Raw genomic sequence first — 17,206 nt, 5'->3', positions numbered from 1 at the left:
CTGCAAGAGTGAATAATGCGGATGCCTGATCCATCGATTCGCCGCTAACGTGGGTCAATGCGCCTCGTTCGTCAATGCCTCGCGTTCCAGTTCGCGCAGCGGAATGTGACGCACATCGCGCCCCTTGACGACGAACACGACAAATTCGGCAATGTTCTTGGCGTGATCGCCAATGCGCTCCAATGCCTTCGCGATGAACAGGTATTCGAGCGCGACCGTAATGGCGCGCGGCGCCTCGTTCATGTGCGTCGCGAGCCGCTCGACGAATGCGCGGAACACGTCGTCGATGGCCTTGTCGTCGCGCACGATTTGCGCAGCGGCGGCGGCGTCCATGCGCGCAAACGCATCGAGCACCCGATGCAGGATCGACGACGCCAGTTCACCGCACTGCTTCAGTTCGGCCAGCGAGATGGGCGGCGTTCCGCCATGTTCGTCGACGCGCCGCATGCGCTTGGAGATCTTGCGCGCTTCGTCGCCCATGCGTTCGAGGTTGGTGACGCACTTCGACATGGCCATCAATAGCCGCAGATCGCGTGCGGCCGGCTGCCGCCGTGCGATCACACGGTGTATTTCTTCGTCTATTTCGATTTCGAGCGCGTTCAGTTCGCGCTCACTGGCGCGGATGTCTTCGACGAGCGCGGCGTCGTAGGCGTCGAGCAACGACAGACAGCGGGTGATTTGCCGTTCTACGACGCCGCCCATTTCCAGCAGCCTGGTCGATAGCATGTTGAGCGCGGCGTCGAACTGACTGGAAAGATGCTTGTCGGACATGATGCGCCTCCTTGCCACGCAGGCTCTATGTAACGTGATGCGGTACTGCTGCTTGCCGCCGCACCACGTCGAATTCCACGGCGCAGAAAACCGTATATATCGTTTCATGTTAACGGCGCAAAAACGCACATGCAAGCGGGGTTATACCCACGTGCAAGCTCGCGTTGCCCGTGGGCAACGGGTTGCGGAGGCAGGGAAGGGTCCGCGGCCGTCCGCAGACGGCCTGACGGTCATGACGGCATTTATTTGCCGACGGGCGGGATCGGAATCATCCCGGGGAAGACATAGGCCTGCAACATCGCGATCACGCCGATCAAGGCGGCGCCCGCAATGGAATGGAAGAACACTGTGCGGAAAATCGGCCCAAGGGCGAACGAACGCTCCTTCGGATCATCGTAGCAAGCCGCGCAGGCGACCATGATGGACTGCGCGTCGATCATCTTGCCCATCACGCCGCCCGTCGAGTTCGTCGCCACGATCAGGATCGGGTTCAGGTTGAGCTGCTGCGCCGTGATGCGTTGCAGGCTGCCGAACAGCGCATTCGACGCCGTGTCGGAGCCCGTCAGGAACACGCCGAGCCAGCCGAGGAACGCCGCGAAGAACGGATAGAGCACGCCCGCGCCCGTGAACGCGAGGCCGAGGACGGCGTCGGTGCCCGAGTAGCGTGTGAGGAAGCCCAGGCCCAGCACCTGGGCGATCACCAGCACGGGTATTTTCATCCGGCGCATGGTCTGAACGAAGGCATCTTTCCATTGCGTGGCGCTCAACCTCAGCACGAGGCCCGACAGCACGGCTGCGACGAACACGCCCGTCCCCGCTGCCGACAGCCAGTTGATCGTGAAGCGCGCCGCTTCCGCTTTTGCGTTGGCGGCCACGACGGGCGGCATGCGCTGCACGAGGTTATGCAGCGCGGGCATATCCCAGACGGGCAGCGACAGCGTGCCCTTGAACGGCGAGCCGAGCAGCGTCGTCGAAAACGTCACGCTTGCGAACAGGTTGTTGAGCAGCTTCTTGAACTCCGGCACGCCCCATAGCGCGCAACAGGCGATCAGGATCACCCATGGCATCCACGCATAGACCGTTTCCGCCGCCGAATACCTGTACTTCCATTCGCTGCGGTCCGTCGTGACGGATGTCGCGCTGTCGCCGGCGCGCGCGAGCGCCTCGCGTTCATCGCGCAGCAGAAAGCGCGTTTTCGGATGCCACACGAAGCGCAGGAACAAGGCCGTGCAGATCACCGAGAACACGCCGGATACGACGTCCGTCATCAGATGCAGCGCGGGGCTGCTCGACGCGTAGAACTGCATCAGCGCGAACGATCCGCCCGCGCACAGCATTGCGGGCCAGACTTCGAAGACTTCTTTCCACGATCCGCCTTCCATCTTCACGAAGGTCGCGACCAGCCAGAAGGGCACGAGGACCGAGACGAACGGCAATTGATGGCCCGCCATCGCCGACAGCGTGACCTGATCGAGCTCGCTCACGGCCGCCAGCGTGACGATCGGGGTGCCGATCGCGCCCCAGGCGACGGGTGCCGTATTCGCGAGCAGATTGAGCACGGCGGACTGGAAAGGCCGGAAGCCGAGCCCGACCATCACGGCGCCCGCGATCGCGACGGGCGTGCCGAAACCCGACGTACCTTCGATGATCGCGCCGAACGAGAAGGCGATCAGCACGCATTGCAGCCGCCTGTCGAAGGAAATGTGGACGATCGACTCCTTGACGATCTCGAACTTGCCCGTCACGACGCTCATCGTGTACAGGAACATCGCGGCGAGCACGATCCAGATGATGCCGAGAAAGCCGGAAAGCGAGCCGAGTGCAAACGCGGAAACGGCGGACGCCACCGGCATCCGGAAGACCAGGCACGAGATGATGAACGCGGCGATGACGCCGAAAAACGCCGCATACGGCGCGGAGATGCCCAGATGCACGTTGCCTTGTGCATCGCGATGGCGGTGCAGCGCGATGAAGTACAGCAGCGTCAGAATCGGGATCGCGGCAACGATCGTGGAAAGGAATGCATTGCCCAACGGGTTATAGGTCTGCTGGTACATGGCTTTCCTTTTTGATCCGGGGATTCACGTTCATCCGCCGACGGACGACCCGCGCCCGAGCGGCCCTCGATCCTTACAGACTCCCGACCGATGCTTGTGGTATAGCGGGCCGGATCGTCGATTGCAAGTTTTGTGGCCGCTGCGGCGCATCTTTGCGGGCGTTGCGGACGAGAAAAGGAATGTCGATGCTGTGCGGGGCACAAAAGACAGCGCGGTGTGATTGCCGCTTTAACATCGGCAATCACACCGCGCATTCAACAGACGCAACCGCTGCAACCGCTGCAGCCGCTCAAGCTAGATCGAAGCGATCCAGATTCATCACTTTGACCCACGCTGCGACGAAGTCGCGCGTGAACTTCTCCTGCGCGTCCTCGCTCGCATAGACCTCGCTCAGCGCGCGCAACTGCGCATGCGAGCCGAAGATCAGATCGACACGCGTGCCCGTCCACTTCACTTCGCCCGTGCGGCGGTCGGCGCCTTCGAACACCTCGCGCGCGGGCGTCGTAGGCGTCCATTCCGTGCCCATGTCGAGCAGGTTGCGGAAGAAGTCGTTGGTCAGCGTTTCCGGCCGTTTCGTGAAGACACCGTGCGAATCGGCGCCCGTGTGCACGTTCAGCACGCGCAAACCGCCGATCAGCACCGTCATCTCCGGCGCCGTCAACGTCAGCAACTGTGCCTTGTCGATCAGCAAGGCTTCAGCCGGCACGTTGTACTTGCCCTTGAGGAAGTTGCGAAAGCCGTCGGCGACCGGCTCCAGCACAGCCATGGATTGCACGTCCGTCTGTTCCTGCGATGCATCCATGCGTCCCGGCGTGAACGGCACGCTGACTATGTGCCCGGCATTTTTCGCGGCCTGTTCGATCGCCGCGCCGCCCGCCAGCACGATCAGATCGGCGAGCGAAATCTTCTTGCCGCCCGTCGCTGTGCCGTTGAACTCGCTCTGAATGCCTTCGAGCGTTTTCAGCACCTTCGCCAGCTGCTCGGGCTGATTGGCCGCCCAATCCTTCTGCGGGGCAAGGCGGATGCGCGCGCCGTTGGCGCCGCCGCGCATGTCCGAGCCGCGGAAGGTCGACGCCGAAGCCCATGCCGTCGATACCAGCTGGGAGACGGAAAGCCCCGACGCCAGAACCTTCTGTTTCAGCGACGCAATGTCGCCGGCATCGACCAGCGGATGGTTCACGGCGGGAATCGGGTCTTGCCACAGCAGTTCTTCGGCGGGCACTTCGGCGCCGAGATAGCGGGTGCGCGGCCCCATGTCGCGGTGCGTCAGCTTGAACCAGGCGCGCGCGAAGGCGTCGGCGAACTCATCCGGGTTCTGCATGAAGCGCCGCGAGATCTTCTCGTACTCGGGGTCGAAGCGCAGTGACAGGTCGGTGGTGAGCATCGTCGGCAGCAGCTTTTTCGATGGATCGTGAGCATGCGGGATCGTCGCCGTCGCGCCCTTGGCGACCCACTGGTTCGCGCCGGCAGGACTCTTGGTCAATTCCCATTCGTGGCCGAACAGGTTCTGGAAGAAGCCCATGCCCCACTGTGTCGGTGTGGCCGTCCACGTGACTTCCAGGCCGCTCGTGATCGTGTCGCCGCCCTTGCCGCTGCCGAAGCTGCTTTTCCAACCCAGCCCCTGGTTTTCCAGCTCGGCTGCTTCGGGTTCGGCGCCGACATTATCGGCGGGACCGGCACCGTGCGTTTTGCCGAACGTATGGCCGCCTGCGATCAGCGCGACGGTTTCCTCGTCGTTCATCGCCATGCGCGCGAAGGTTTCGCGGATGTCGTGCGCGGCGGCGAGCGGGTCGGGATTGCCGTCCGGGCCTTCCGGGTTCACGTAGATCAGACCCATCTGCACAGCGCCGAGCGGGTTCTCCAGATGCCGCCCGCTATCCGTGCGGCTGGCTTCTTCGCCGTGCAGTTCCTCGTCGGCGACGAGCACGCCTTCGTCGCTTGCGTCGCGGGGCGCGGCGCCTTTTCCATAGCGGACGTCGCCGCCCAGCCAGGTTTTTTCATTGCCCCAGTAGACGTCCTGATCCGGCTCCCACGTGTCCTCGCGACCGCCCGCGAAGCCGAAGGTCTTGAAGCCCATGGTTTCGAGCGCGACGTTGCCGGACAGGATCAGCAGATCGGCCCACGAAATTTTCTGGCCGTATTTCTGCTTGACCGGCCAGAGCAGGCGGCGGGCTTTATCGAGGCTGACGTTGTCCGGCCAGCTGTTGAGCGGCGCGAAACGCTGCTGGCCGCGGCCGCCGCCTCCGCGTCCGTCGCCCGTGCGGTAGGTGCCGGCGCTATGCCATGCCATGCGGATGAACAGCGGTCCATAGTGGCCGAAGTCGGCGGGCCACCAGTCCTGCGAATCCGTCATCAACGCCGCGAGGTCTTTCTTGACGGCGGCGAGGTCGAGGCTCCTGAACGCCTCGGCGTAGTCGAAATCCTTGTCCAGCGGATTGGACCGGCTGGAATGCTGGCTCAGCAGGTCCAGCCGAAGCTGCTTCGGCCACCAGTCGCGGTTGGTCGTTCCGCCGCCGGCGGCATGAATGAACGGGCACTTTGCGTCGTTTGACATGCGTCGTCTCCTTGGGAGGATGTCTCCACTCTACGTTTTGCGTTGGTGTCGGGCTCGCGCGACAGATCGGCCGCCCGCGCCGGTGCGTCGGCCTGCGCAACGCGTTGCTATGTGCGCTCACGCTTGTCGCTGCGGTGTCGCCTCATCGGTCCAGCTTCAATATATGCGACGGCGAAGGGCAACTGAATTCGTTTGCGGCAATGCCATCAATAGCTCGCCGCTATAGCGCGGGCGCGGATTCGCAGCGGCCGTGAGCGTGATCGACGGAATGCCAGCAAGAGGATTTTTCTGCAACGCGCTCGGCATTACGCCGCGCACGCCGGAGATCTTCGACGATCTGGGAATCGTTGATCGCGCAATCGAGACCGGTGTCTGGTTCGCGGGCGTTTAAAGGTGGGTCGACGGGGCGATGATGCCTGCGCGCAGCATGCATGTGCCCGAGCAGGGCTTGCCGTTCATTCTCCCGCCGAAGCGTTGTTGCGGCGAAACAAAAACGCTTGCATTACACGAATAGGGGTTTATACTGACCTCTGTCTCCTCCATGTCTCCTCCTGATATGGATTCAGCCCACCGCTTGGTGGGCTTTTCTTTTTGTCCCCTCGGTATGCGCACGGCGCGTCGGCTTTTGAGTCAAGGGCCGAAGAATGTCTGGCAAAAGTGGCCGGGTGCGCGGCACTGTCCCGTTTCTGTCTGACCGGCTTGCGGTTGGTCCACTGTCGAACAACCGGCGGCAAGGCAAGCCAGCAGGCAGATCAGGACTGCGCGTGCTCGTATGAAGAACCCCAGCATGTCGCACCTCGAAGCGCATATTGCGCGAAGCGCCGGGGCTAGCGTTTGCCGCCCGCCCCGGTTCGGCGTCCCGTCAACCCAATGTTACGCGCTCGCGGTCAAGCGCTCCGGCGTCCGATAGTCATCGAGCAGGCGCGCCTTCTTTTTCGCCGCTGCCTGGATATTGCGTTCCTTCACATGACCGAAGCCGCGAATATCGTCCGGCAGACTGGCGAGCTGGAGCGCCGCAGGCAGGCGTTCGAGATCGAGTGTCGCGCAGAACTCGTCGACCAGCGCGATGTACTCCGTAATCAGTTGCCGCTCGCCGCGCCGTTCAGCCGTCTTGCCGAATATGTCGAGCGCAGTGCCGCGCAATCCCTTCATGCGTGCGAGCACACGGAAGACGGGCAGCATCCACGGACCAAAGCTTTGCTTCTGCAAATTCCCGCGTTCATCGCGCCTGGCGAGCAACGGCGGCGCGAGATGGAAACTCAGCTTGTAATCGCGGCCCGGTTCGCCCTCGAACTGTTGGCGCAGTTTGTCCAGATAAGCGGGGTCTGCGTAAAGGCGGGCCACTTCATACTCATCCTTGTAGGCCATCAGCTTCGCCAGGCTCGTCGCCACTGCGCGCGTGAGCGGCAGTTTCGCGTTGCCGGCGATTTGCGTTTCCTTCGCGCGGATACGCTCGATTACATCGCGATAGCGCTGCGCATACGCGGCGTTCTGATACGTCGTCAACAGCGCTTCACGCGATGCAATCAGCTTGTCGAGCGATTCCGGCAATTGCATGACGATCGCCTGTTGCGCGACAGCGGCCGGCTTGAGCAGCGCCTGAACAGCCGCCTCGCCATGATGCGCGATGTAACGTCCCCAGCTGAACGCCTGCTGATTCTTCTCCACCGATACGCCATTCAGTTCGATCGCGCGCACGAGGCTCGACAGTTGCAGCGGCAGCCAGCCTTTCTGCCACGCAAACCCGAGCAGCAGCGGATTGCTGTAGATCGTGTCGCCGAGCAGCTTCAGCGCGAGCGCGTTGGCGTCGATGAACGCGCATCCTTCGCCGATGCTGTCGCGCAGTCCCGCTTCCGTCTGCGTGCCCGGGAAAGTCCACTTCGGGTTCTTGACGAATTGGGCCGTCGGCGTCGCGCCGCTGTTGATCGCGGCAACCGTCACGCCATGTTGCGTGCGGGACAGCACATCGTTCGACGCCGACACGATCGCATCGCAACCGATCACGAGCCGCGCTTCGCCCGTCGCAATGCGTGTGGCGTGCAACGCGTCGGGCGAGGACGCGACCTGCACATGGCTGAGCACGGCGCCGCCCTTTTGCGCGAGGCCCGCCATGTCGAGCACCGTGACGCCCTTGCGTTCGACATGCGCAGCCATGCCGATCAGGCCGCCAATCGTCACGACACCCGTGCCGCCCACGCCCGTCACGAGAATGCCGTACGGTCTCGCGAGCGCGGGGAGCGACGGCATCGGCAGCGTGTCGAACTCTGCGCTGACAGCGCCGCTGCCACGCGCGGCCTGGGGCTTGCGAAGCTGCGCGCCTTCAGCCGTGACGAAGCTCGGGCAAAAGCCCTTCACGCACGAAAAGTCCTTGTTACACGACGACTGGTTGATCTTGCGCTTCGTGCCGAGCGGCGTATCGAGCGGCTCGACGGACAGGCAGTTCGATTGCACCGAGCAATCGCCGCAGCCTTCGCACACGGCGTCGTTGATGAACGCGCGGCGCGCCGGGTCGGGATACGCACCGCGCTTGCGGCGCCGCCGTTTCTCGGTTGCGCAAGTCTGATCGTAGATCAGCACCGTGGTGCCGGGCATGTCGCGCAGCGCGCGCTGCACGGAATCGAGTTGATCGCGATGATGGACATCCACACCCTGAGGCAACACGATGCCCGAGTGATACTTTTGCGGCTCGTCAGTGACGATGACGATGCGCTTCGCGCCCTCGGCATGGACCTGGTGCGCGATCTGCGGCACGGTCAGCACGCCGTCGACGGGTTGGCCGCCCGTCATCGCGACGGCGTCGTTGTAGAGAATCTTGTAGGTGATGTTCGCGTTCGCCGCGATGGCCGCGCGAACCGCGAGCAGACCCGAATGGAAGTAGGTGCCGTCGCCGAGATTGACGAACACATGCTTGTCGCCGGAGAAATGCATCTGGCCGATCCACGCCACGCCTTCGCCGCCCATCTGGCTGAAGGTTTCCGTCTTGCGGTCCATCCACATCGACATGTAGTGACAACCGATGCCCGCGAGCGCGCGCGACCCTTCGGGTACGTTAGTCGACGTGTTGTGCGGGCAGCCGGAGCAGAACCACGGCTTGCGTTCGACGGACACGCGCGGCTTCGCCGCTTCCCGTTCTTTGGCTTCGATGATCGCGACGCGCGCCAGCATCCGCGCCCGCACGTCGGCGGGCAGATCGGCGCGCGACAGACGCCGTGCCACGGCCTTCGCGATCAGCGCCGGCGACAGTTCGTAATGCGCGGGCAACAGCCAGTCGCCTCGCGGCACCGACCATTCGCCGCCTTCGTTGTTGCGCTCGTCGAACTTGCCATAGATCTTTGGCCGCACGTCCTCGCGCCAGTTGTATAGCTCTTCCTTCAGCGCATATTCTAGAATCTGGCGCTTTTCTTCGACGACGAGAATCTCTTCCAGGCCCGTCGCGAACGCGCGGGCATCCTGCGCATCGAGCGGCCACACGCAGCCTACTTTCAGCACACGCAAGCCAATTTGAGCGCACGTGTCTTCATCGAGACCCAGGTCGCTGAGCGCCTGGCGCACGTCGAGATAGGCCTTGCCCGCCGTGATGATGCCGAAGCGCGGCGTCGGCGAATCGATCACGATGCGGTTCAGCTTGTTCGCGCGGATATAGGCGAGTGCCGCATACCATTTCTCGTCGAGCAGCCGCGCTTCCTGCGCGAGCGGCGCGTCCGGCCAGCGGATGTTCAGGCCGCCCTCGGGCATCGCGTAATCGGTCGGCGTGACGATTTCGACGCGATCCGGATCGAGATCGATCGACGCCGTGGATTCGATCACGTCCGTCACGCACTTCATCGCCACCCATAGGCCCGAATAGCGGCTCATCGCCCAGCCGTGCAGTCCGTAATCGAGGTATTCCTGCACGTTCGCCGGATACAGCACGGGGATGCCCGCCGCGATGAACGCGTGCTCCGACTGATGCGCAACCGACGACGACTTCGCCGCGTGATCGTCTCCGGCCAGCACGAGCACGCCGCCGCGCGCGTCGCTGCCGGCGGAGTTCGCGTGCTTGAAGACATCGCCCGTGCGGTCGACGCCGGGGCCTTTGCCGTACCACATGCCGAATACGCCGTCGCGCGTCGCGCCGGGCCACAGGTTGATCTGCTGCGTGCCCCACACGGATGTCGCGGCCAGATCCTCGTTGACGCCGGGCTGGAAGACGATGTCGTTGGCCTGCAGATGCTTTTTCGCTTTCCACAGCGACTGATCGAGCGCGCCCAGCGGCGAGCCGCGATAGCCGGAAATGAAGCCTGCCGTGTTCAGCCCGGCCTTGCGGTCGCGTGCTTTTTGCAGCATTGGAAGACGCACCAGCGCCTGCGTGCCGCTGATATACACGCGGCCTTTTTCGAGCGTGTACTTGTCCTCGAGTGTCACGGGCATTTCGGACGTGTCGGGCATGTCGGCCGCTAGATCGGCTGCGACGGCTAGATCGGGCGCATTCATGGCAGGGCTGTCTCCGGGGAATGTGATTTTTCGCCGAGTATAGGAAGCCGAATTGGTATCGTAAAATCACAAATAGACAATTCTGGTATTCGAAAATCAGATGGCGTTCGATCTCACACTCCGGCAATTGCGCTACTTCGTGGCGGCGGCGCAGACAGGCCAGTTCTCGATGGCGGCGGCCAACGAGCATGTGTCGCAATCGGCGATCACCAACGCGGTGCTCGCACTGGAAAACGGCCTCGGCACACGGCTGTTCGAGCGGCTGCCGCAGGGCGTCACGCTGACGCCGGACGGCCAGGATTTCTACAACCACGCGCGGCGCGTGCTCGACGCCGCGCGCGATGCCGTGCACAAGCCGCCGTTTCGCTCGCACGACATGCGCGGGACCGTGCGCATCGCCGCTTCGTATACGGTGCTGGGCTATTTCCTGCCCGAACTGCTGGCACGCTTTCGCGCGACGTATCCGTTCATCGAGTTCGATCTGCGCGACATGGAGCGGGCGGATATCGAGCGCGCGGTGCTGGATGGCGATGTCGAGATCGGCATGGTGCTGCTGTCGAATGTCGAAAAGCTCAGCCGGTTCGGCAGCCAGGTGCTGATCCGCTCGCGGCGGCAATTGTGGCTCGCGCCGTCGCATCCGCTGGCGCAGATGGACGCGCCGTCGTTGAAGGACATCGCGGCGCATCCGTACATCCTGATCACGGTGGACGAGGGCGAGCACTCGACGCTGCGCTACTGGAAGAAAAAGGGGATCGCGCCGAACATCGCGTTTCGCACCAGTTCGATGGAAGCGCTGCGCGGGTTGGTTGCGCATGGCTTCGGCGTGACGGTGCTGTCGGATATGGTGTTCCGTCCGTGGTCGCTGGAAGGCAAGCGTATCGACGCGCGTCCCATCACGGACGTCGTGCCGCAAATGGACGCGGGCATGATCTGGCCGAAGGGCGCGCAGTTGAGCGGCCCGGCGACGGCGCTACAGCAGTTTCTGATTCACGCGTGCGGCACGTGAACGTTGGCGCGCAGGCGCACAGCCTTCATGCCTTCGGCGCGACCGACGCTCCCGCGATCCCATGTCGCGCCAGCGCATCGGCGACAAACCCGGAAGCCTTCATCTCTTCGACGAACGCATGCAGCGCTGCTGCCGCGGCTTGCCCACGGCTCTTCGGCGTACCCATTGCCTGCTGGATCACCATGAACCGTTCGTCGAGCAGCCGAAGTCCGCTGGCCTTCTTCGCATCGGCTTCGAGCTGCTGCTTGACGCCCGCGGCGACTTCGAGATTCTGTTCGAGGAACGTCTGCACGACGGCCGGAGACGTCGGCGCGCGCACGATCTCCGCAGCCTTCAGTTCGCGAGTCAGGAACAGGTCATACGCGCTGCCCTTGCCGACGGCGACGCGGTTGTGGGCATGATCGACATCGGCATTCGTCTTCACGGGCGAGTCGTCGCGCACGAGATAGAAACCTTCGATCAACACATACGGCGCCGTGAACGCAATCGTCTCGCCGCGCAATGGGTCGACGGCGAAGAAGCCGAAATCGGCGCGCTCCTCGCTGACCGCCTGGACCGATTTGCCCGCCGCGTCGAACACGACAAGTTCCAGTTCGACGCCGAGTTTTGCGGCGAATGCGCGCGCCAGATCGACGGATACGCCGAACGGCTCGCCCGTTTGCGGGTTCTTGTTGGCGAGAATCGGATTGCCGAGATTGATCGACGCGCGCACTTTACCCGTGGGCGTGAATGCGGCGACGACGGATGGATCGATAGTCATGGATGCTCCCGTGGCGACCGCGTTCGCGGCGGTCATAAGGAATCGGTTGAAATGAGAAGTACCTCAGGAGACCAGCAGCTTGAGTGCGAGTCCAACTACACCTGAAGCAAGCACCACGGGTATCACCCCGACCTTGAACCGGAACAGCGCAATAGCGGCCACTACACCGATTATCAATGAGGGCCATTCGAATCCGCCGTGCATGCCATGTGGCCACAATACGTGAAGCGCGAAAAAAACGGCGAGGTTCACGATAACGCCGACCACGGCGGAAGTGATGGCGGTCAGCGGCGCGGTGAATTTCAGATTGCCGTGGGTCGTTTCAATGAAAGGACCGCCGAGCAGAATGAACAGGAAAGAAGGCAAAAAAGTAAAGAACGTCACGACGAAGGATGCGACGACGGCGGAAGCCAGTATGGCATCTGGGCCGAACACTGCCTTGGTCCAGCCGCCAACGAACCCGACGAAGGAAACCACCATGATGAGCGGTCCCGGCGTCGTCTCGCCGAGCGCGAGGCCGTCTATCATCTGTAATCCCGTCAGCCAGTGGTAGTTGTCGACGGCGCCTTGATACACATAGGGCAACACCGCATACGCGCCCCCGAATGTGAGCAAAGCGGCTTTCGTGAAGAACCAGGCCATTTGCGTAAGCGTTCCCGTCCAGCCGTACAGAAGCGAAAGCACGGTGATAGCCGCGAGCCAGATCAGCATGAAGACCGCTAGCACGACCGCGAACCGCTTCCAGGTGAAGAGCGCATGCTGAGGGGTGGGCGTATCGTCGTCGAGGAGCGCTGGGCCAAATGCCTTGTCGGCCGACTTGTGGCCGCCGCCGACCGCAAATCTGGACGGAGCGTACTTGCCTCCAAAATGACCCAGGATGCCGGCCGCCAGGACGATGAGCGGGAACGGCACATTGGCTACGAAGATAGCGAGGAATGACGCAGCTGCAATTGACCACAGCCACGCGTTCTTCAATGCGCGGGAGCCGATCCTGTACGCGGCGAAAACGACGATGGCCGTGACCGCCGGTTTGATGCCGTAAAGCACGCCTGCGATGGCGGGAACACTGCCGAAGGCCATGTAGACCCAGGATAGTCCTATCAGGATGAAAAGCGACGGCAGGACGAACAGGCCGCCCGCGACGACGCCACCCCAGGTCCGATGCATGAGCCACCCGATGTAGGTAGCGAGCTGCTGCGCCTCGGGGCCAGGCAACACCATGCAATAGTTCAATGCGTGCAGGAATCGCTTCTCCGAAATCCAGCGTTTCCGCTCGACCAGGTCCTGATGCATGATGGCAATCTGGCCCGCTGGCCCGCCGAAGCTGATAAAGCCGAGTTTGAGCCAATACCACAGCGCTTGACTGAAGCTCACAGCCTCGACAGCATCGATGCGCTCGTTACTCATTCCGTTGTCCTGCGCCATCTGGGTCTCTTGCACTGGGAACTCCACACGCGGTAGTCATGCATGGTCAGCAAGCGGCCACGCCGCGAAAGCGCGCCACGGTCGATTCAACACGCGGCGCGAGCCGTGTTTCGTGGCCGGATCGCAGCGACGAATGCGTCAGGCCTATCGACCCGGCAACCCGTATCGGAACGCAGGCGGGTGCGCTCATCGCCGCCGCCTGGCGGATGTTTTCTCCTGCGCAGCAAAATGAGCGAGGAGCGAGTCGAGCATCTGGCTCATTTCGGTCAGCAACTCGTCGTCGCTCAGGCCACGCTGCTTCGCGCCCGTCATCACCGCTTCGAACCCGGCAGCTTCGGGGACTGCGATGCCGCCCACGTCGAGCGAATGAACCATGCTGGAGAGTCCCGCCATGCCCGGCTCATCCTCGATGCCGAAGCTGCCGGCCAGCACCTCGAACGTCACGCGGCCGTTGATGTGCGAGAACCTCGCGCCGTCGAAATCGAAGCCCACTGCGCCCGCTGGACATTCGTCCGGGGACGCGAGCCACAGAAACTGCGCTTCGCTATCGACGAATCGCCGGATGAGCCATGCGCTGGCGACGCGGTCAACCCAAAGCTTCTGCCTGGTTGCCCAGACCCGGCCCTGGTAGTCCGCTCGCTCGACGGGCTTTATCGTGCCTACGGCCGGATGCGGCTCACCTGGGGACAACACTGCATCGGCGGCCGCTACAAAATCCTGCCAGGCTGACTGCGCGCGAATCGATGCCTCGTTCGGAAAGAAATCGATGCCAGCAATTGCTTCGAACTCCTTCCGCGTTTTGCGCAGGAGTTTGGTGATGTCGGCAGGTGCGAGACTAACGAGTGTTTTGCGCGTCTCGATCAGTGACCGGCGCAACGTTGCGTAGTCGTCACTCCGGTCGAACAGCTGCTGGAATTCCAGATCTTGAGCGCCGTCGCGACTGCCAAACCGCAATAAGTAAGATGTCCCGCCTGCCTGAGTAATGCCTTCGCACATCTCGGCCATCTCGACGCCTGCGCGCTCGTCGTCCGGAAGCAGGTACACCCCATCGCGCAGCACCGCACACCCTTTTGTTTTCAACGCCCGCCAGTAACGCATGCGCGCGGTGGCGTTGTCCGTCGGGAGGGTGAGCACGAGAAGCAGCCAATGGGTCAAGTCGTCCATGTTACGTAGACTACCCCACTGTTACGAGCGCTACAAATATTTTCTTCGATACGCGTGTGTTGCAACCGATCCTTGCTGGACAAGGCGGTTGTTCATTGGGGATACGCAGTTTATTGCGCGTCAGTCGCGTGCATTTCGCGTCAAGTTGAAGAATTACGGATGGCAGAGCGATGCTCGCTGGCCGAGACGCGAGGAAGCCTTGCTTCCGTCCTGCGCGGAGAACTTTCACAGTTTGGTGCCGACGGCGAGACTCGAACTCGCACAGCTTTCGCCACTACCCCCTCAAGATAGCGTGTCTACCAATTTCACCACGTCGGCATTCTTCTTCATTCTGGGTGCACCGGACGTCGCGTCACGGAAACCCCTCAGCCAAGGCTTAGGCCTTGCTTTGTAGCGCGCACCAACAGGCAGTGCGTCCACCCATTCAGTCATATGGGCAAGGGGGCGCAATTGTATCGACAATCCCATCGCTTTTTCAAGTGGCACGTAAGTGAGTCTGCACTTTGCAGTGAAACGGGACCCTTAGGACACGTCGTCCATCGAAATCACGTCATTTCAACATTTCTTGAAATATAAAAATAGAGCAGGTAAAGTAATCGACATGGACACGATCAACGCCGTACGCGCGCTCGGCGCGCTCGCTCACGAATCCCGCCTCGCCATCTTTCGCCAGCTGGTCATTGCCGGCCCCGAAGGCATGGCAGCGGGCGAAATCGCGCAGCAGTTGGGAATCTCGCCCTCCGGCCTGTCTTTTCATCTGAAAGACCTCACGCACGCTGAACTGGTGAGTTCGCGGCAGGAGGGCCGCTTCGTCATCTACACCGCGAACTTCGATGCGATGACCACGCTGATCGGCTTTCTCACCGAGAACTGCTGCGCCGGCGTCCCGTGCGCCGCCAGCGACCTTTCCAACTGCTGTGGAGACAAGCCATGAAACGCATGCACATCCACGTCGCGGTCGAGAACCTTGCGGACAGCATCCGCTTTTACAGCGCGATGTTCGGCAACGTCTTGCCGACGGTGACGAAGAGCGACTACTGCAAATGGGAGTTGACCGATCCGCCCGTGAATTTCGCTATCTCGCAACGCGGCGCGAAGCCGGGCGTCGACCACATTGGCATTCAGGTCGAAACCGATGGAGAGCTTGCCGAGATGAATGCGCGCTTCGCGGCAGCCGCGCTCCCGGTTCAGCAGCAGAGCGGCACCACGTGTTGCTATGCGAAGTCCGACAAGGCGTGGACCGTCGATCCACAAGGCGTCGCGTGGGAGACCTTTCGGACACTCGAATCGGCTCCCGTCTACGGGCAGTCCCATCTCGAAGCGTTACCCGCGAATGAATCCACGGCAGCTTGCTGCGTTCCGTCCGAGACTGCAATTTCATTCCGGAGCCGCCAATGAGCGACAAACCTTATGCCGTGCTGATTCTCTGCACGGGTAACAGCGCGCGCAGCATCATGGCTGAAGCGCTGTTCAACGTGCTTGGCAAAGGGCGCTTTCGCGCATATAGCGCGGGCAGCCATCCATCGGGAGCGGTCAATCCGTTTGCGATCGAGCGGTGCAGCACACTGGGCTATGACACGGCGCAGATGCGCAGCAAGAGCTGGGACGAGTTCGCCACACCGGGCGCGCCGCAGATGGACTTCGTCATCACCGTGTGCGATCAGGCCGCTGGCGAGGTCTGTCCGATCTGGCCTGGCAAGCCCATCACGGCGCATTGGGGATTTGAAGATCCCGCAGCTGTCCAGGGAACCGACGACGAGAAGCGCAAGGTCTTCGACAAGGTGTATCGACAGATCATGAACCGCGTCAGCCAATTCGTGAACCTGCCTTTGCACATACTCGATCACAACGCAATCCAGCGCGAAATGCGCGCGATCGGCGAACGTCCAGCAGAAGAAGCCCATGAGCAGCACTGAAGCTCGCCCGGCCGCGCGCCCTGCAATCGGCTTTTTCGAGCGCTATCTGACGCTATGGGTTGCGCTGTGCATCGTTGCCGGTGTGGCGTGCGGGCAGCTACTTCCGCGCGTGTTTCAGACGATCGGCCGTATGGAAGTGGCGCACGTCAACGTACCAGTCGGGGTACTGATCTGGATCATGGTCATCCCGATGCTCGTCAAGATCGACTTCGCGGCGATGAAGCAGGTCGGCAGCCAGTGGCGCGGCATCGGCGTGACGCTTGTGGTCAACTGGCTCGTCAAGCCGTTCTCGATGGCGCTACTCGCCTGGCTGTTCATTCGCCACGTGTTCCGTCCGTGGCTGCCCGTCGAGCAGCTCGACAGCTACGTCGCGGGTCTGATCCTGCTGGCCGCTGCGCCCTGCACGGCGATGGTGTTCGTGTGGTCGCAACTGTGCAAGGGCGATCCGTATTTCACGCTGTCGCAAGTCGCGCTGAACGATTCGATCATGATCGTGGCGTTCGCTCCCCTCGTCGCGTTGCTGCTCGGCTTGTCTGCGATTACGGTGCCGTGGGATACGCTGATCGCGTCCGTCTGTCTGTACATCGTGATTCCCGTCGTCCTCGCGCAGTGGCTGCGGCGCCGGCTGCTCGCGCGCGGCGAACTGCATTTTCGCGGCGTCGTTGCCAGCCTCGGCCCATGGTCGATCTGCGCCTTGCTGGCGACGCTGGTCCTGCTGTTCGCGTTTCAAGGCCAGGCGATCGTCGCACAGCCGTTGGTGATCGCGATGCTTGCCGTGCCGATCCTCGTTCAGGTGTTTCTGAACTCGGGGCTCGCCTATCTGCTCAATCGCCGGCTTGGGGTCGCACATTGCGTGGCTGGACCATCCAGTCTTATCGGAGCGAGCAACTTTTTCGAACTCGCGGTCGCCACGGCAATCAGCCTGTTCGGTTTCCATTCGGGCGCCGCGCTCGCGACAGTAGTCGGCGTATTGATCGAGGTGCCCGTGATGCTGCTGGTTGTCGGCATCGTGAACCGCTCGCAGGCGTGGTACGAATCAGGGCACCGGCAAGCCGCGCCCAGCCTTTGGAGAAACTGACC

At 62.4% G+C, this 17,206-nt stretch carries 13 protein-coding genes and 1 tRNA gene; 6 read left to right on the top strand and 8 right to left on the bottom strand.

What is annotated here, in order from left to right:
* Positions 1 to 54 precede the first annotated feature (54 nt).
* The 3 genes from phoU to katG form a co-directional block, all read right to left on the bottom strand.
* Complete coding sequence (phoU, locus tag KFO72_RS03505) at positions 55 to 771, bottom strand: phosphate signaling complex protein PhoU (protein ID WP_054931289.1); 717 nt, start codon at positions 769 to 771, stop codon at positions 55 to 57.
* Between the two features lie 242 nt (positions 772 to 1,013).
* On the bottom strand, positions 1,014 to 2,828 hold the full coding sequence (locus KFO72_RS03500; protein ID WP_054931288.1) for an L-lactate permease: 1,815 nt from the start codon (positions 2,826 to 2,828) through the stop codon (positions 1,014 to 1,016).
* 289 nt (positions 2,829 to 3,117) lie between these two features.
* Entirely contained in the window at positions 3,118 to 5,382 is a 2,265-nt protein-coding gene (katG, locus tag KFO72_RS03495) for a catalase/peroxidase HPI (protein WP_225031399.1), read from the bottom strand.
* A gap of 250 nt (positions 5,383 to 5,632) precedes the next feature.
* Between katG and KFO72_RS03490 the strand changes: the two genes are divergently transcribed.
* Positions 5,633 to 5,773: a hypothetical protein gene (locus tag KFO72_RS03490; protein WP_225031398.1), complete on the top strand. Its 141-nt coding sequence runs from the start codon at positions 5,633 to 5,635 to the stop codon at positions 5,771 to 5,773.
* 482 nt (positions 5,774 to 6,255) lie between these two features.
* Here the strand turns inward: KFO72_RS03490 and KFO72_RS03485 are convergent, their stop codons facing one another.
* Positions 6,256 to 9,855: an indolepyruvate ferredoxin oxidoreductase family protein gene (locus tag KFO72_RS03485; protein ID WP_225031397.1), complete on the bottom strand. Its 3,600-nt coding sequence runs from the start codon at positions 9,853 to 9,855 to the stop codon at positions 6,256 to 6,258.
* Positions 9,856 to 9,955: 100 nt separating this feature from the next.
* Between KFO72_RS03485 and KFO72_RS03480 the strand changes: the two genes are divergently transcribed.
* Complete coding sequence (locus tag KFO72_RS03480; protein ID WP_054931284.1) at positions 9,956 to 10,861, top strand: LysR family transcriptional regulator; 906 nt, start codon at positions 9,956 to 9,958, stop codon at positions 10,859 to 10,861.
* 25 nt (positions 10,862 to 10,886) lie between these two features.
* Here the strand turns inward: KFO72_RS03480 and KFO72_RS03475 are convergent, their stop codons facing one another.
* The 4 genes from KFO72_RS03475 to KFO72_RS03460 all read right to left on the bottom strand — a co-directional run bounded on the left by KFO72_RS03475 (position 10,887) and on the right by KFO72_RS03460 (position 14,528).
* On the bottom strand, positions 10,887 to 11,621 hold the full coding sequence (locus KFO72_RS03475) for an ABC transporter substrate-binding protein (protein ID WP_225031396.1): 735 nt from the start codon (positions 11,619 to 11,621) through the stop codon (positions 10,887 to 10,889).
* A 63-nt stretch (positions 11,622 to 11,684) separates the two neighbouring features.
* Positions 11,685 to 13,028, bottom strand: a complete 1,344-nt coding sequence (gene chrA, locus KFO72_RS03470; protein WP_225031444.1) for a chromate efflux transporter — start codon at positions 13,026 to 13,028, stop codon at positions 11,685 to 11,687.
* A gap of 204 nt (positions 13,029 to 13,232) precedes the next feature.
* Positions 13,233 to 14,210 carry a chromate resistance protein ChrB domain-containing protein gene (locus KFO72_RS03465; RefSeq protein ID WP_225031395.1) on the bottom strand — a complete coding sequence of 326 codons (978 nt, stop codon included), beginning with the start codon at positions 14,208 to 14,210 and terminating at the stop codon, positions 13,233 to 13,235.
* A gap of 233 nt (positions 14,211 to 14,443) precedes the next feature.
* Positions 14,444 to 14,528, bottom strand: a tRNA-Leu gene (locus KFO72_RS03460).
* A gap of 283 nt (positions 14,529 to 14,811) precedes the next feature.
* Here KFO72_RS03460 and KFO72_RS03455 point away from each other — a divergent pair.
* Genes KFO72_RS03455 through arsB form a run of 4 tightly spaced genes read left to right on the top strand, consistent with a single transcriptional unit; the run spans position 14,812 to position 17,204 of the window.
* The gene (locus tag KFO72_RS03455; RefSeq protein ID WP_009771446.1) at positions 14,812 to 15,144 is read left to right on the top strand and encodes an ArsR/SmtB family transcription factor; all 333 of its coding nucleotides are present in this window, start codon (positions 14,812 to 14,814) and stop codon (positions 15,142 to 15,144) included.
* Positions 15,141 to 15,608 carry an ArsI/CadI family heavy metal resistance metalloenzyme gene (locus KFO72_RS03450; RefSeq protein WP_224101392.1) on the top strand — a complete coding sequence of 156 codons (468 nt, stop codon included), beginning with the start codon at positions 15,141 to 15,143 and terminating at the stop codon, positions 15,606 to 15,608. Before KFO72_RS03455 ends, KFO72_RS03450 begins: the two co-directional genes overlap by 4 nt.
* A complete protein-coding gene (locus KFO72_RS03445; RefSeq protein WP_225031394.1) occupies positions 15,605 to 16,126 on the top strand; it encodes an arsenate reductase ArsC in 522 nt (173 codons plus the stop codon). The genes KFO72_RS03450 and KFO72_RS03445 overlap by 4 nt, the downstream gene beginning before the upstream one ends.
* On the top strand, positions 16,113 to 17,204 hold the full coding sequence (gene arsB, locus KFO72_RS03440; RefSeq protein ID WP_225031393.1) for an ACR3 family arsenite efflux transporter: 1,092 nt from the start codon (positions 16,113 to 16,115) through the stop codon (positions 17,202 to 17,204). Before KFO72_RS03445 ends, arsB begins: the two co-directional genes overlap by 14 nt.
* Positions 17,205 to 17,206: the final 2 nt, after the last annotated feature.

It is taken from the genome of Paraburkholderia sp. XV, from assembly GCF_020177535.1.
Lineage (GTDB): Bacteria > Pseudomonadota > Gammaproteobacteria > Burkholderiales > Burkholderiaceae > Paraburkholderia > Paraburkholderia caribensis.
This window is presented reverse-complemented; position numbering and strand designations above follow the sequence as displayed.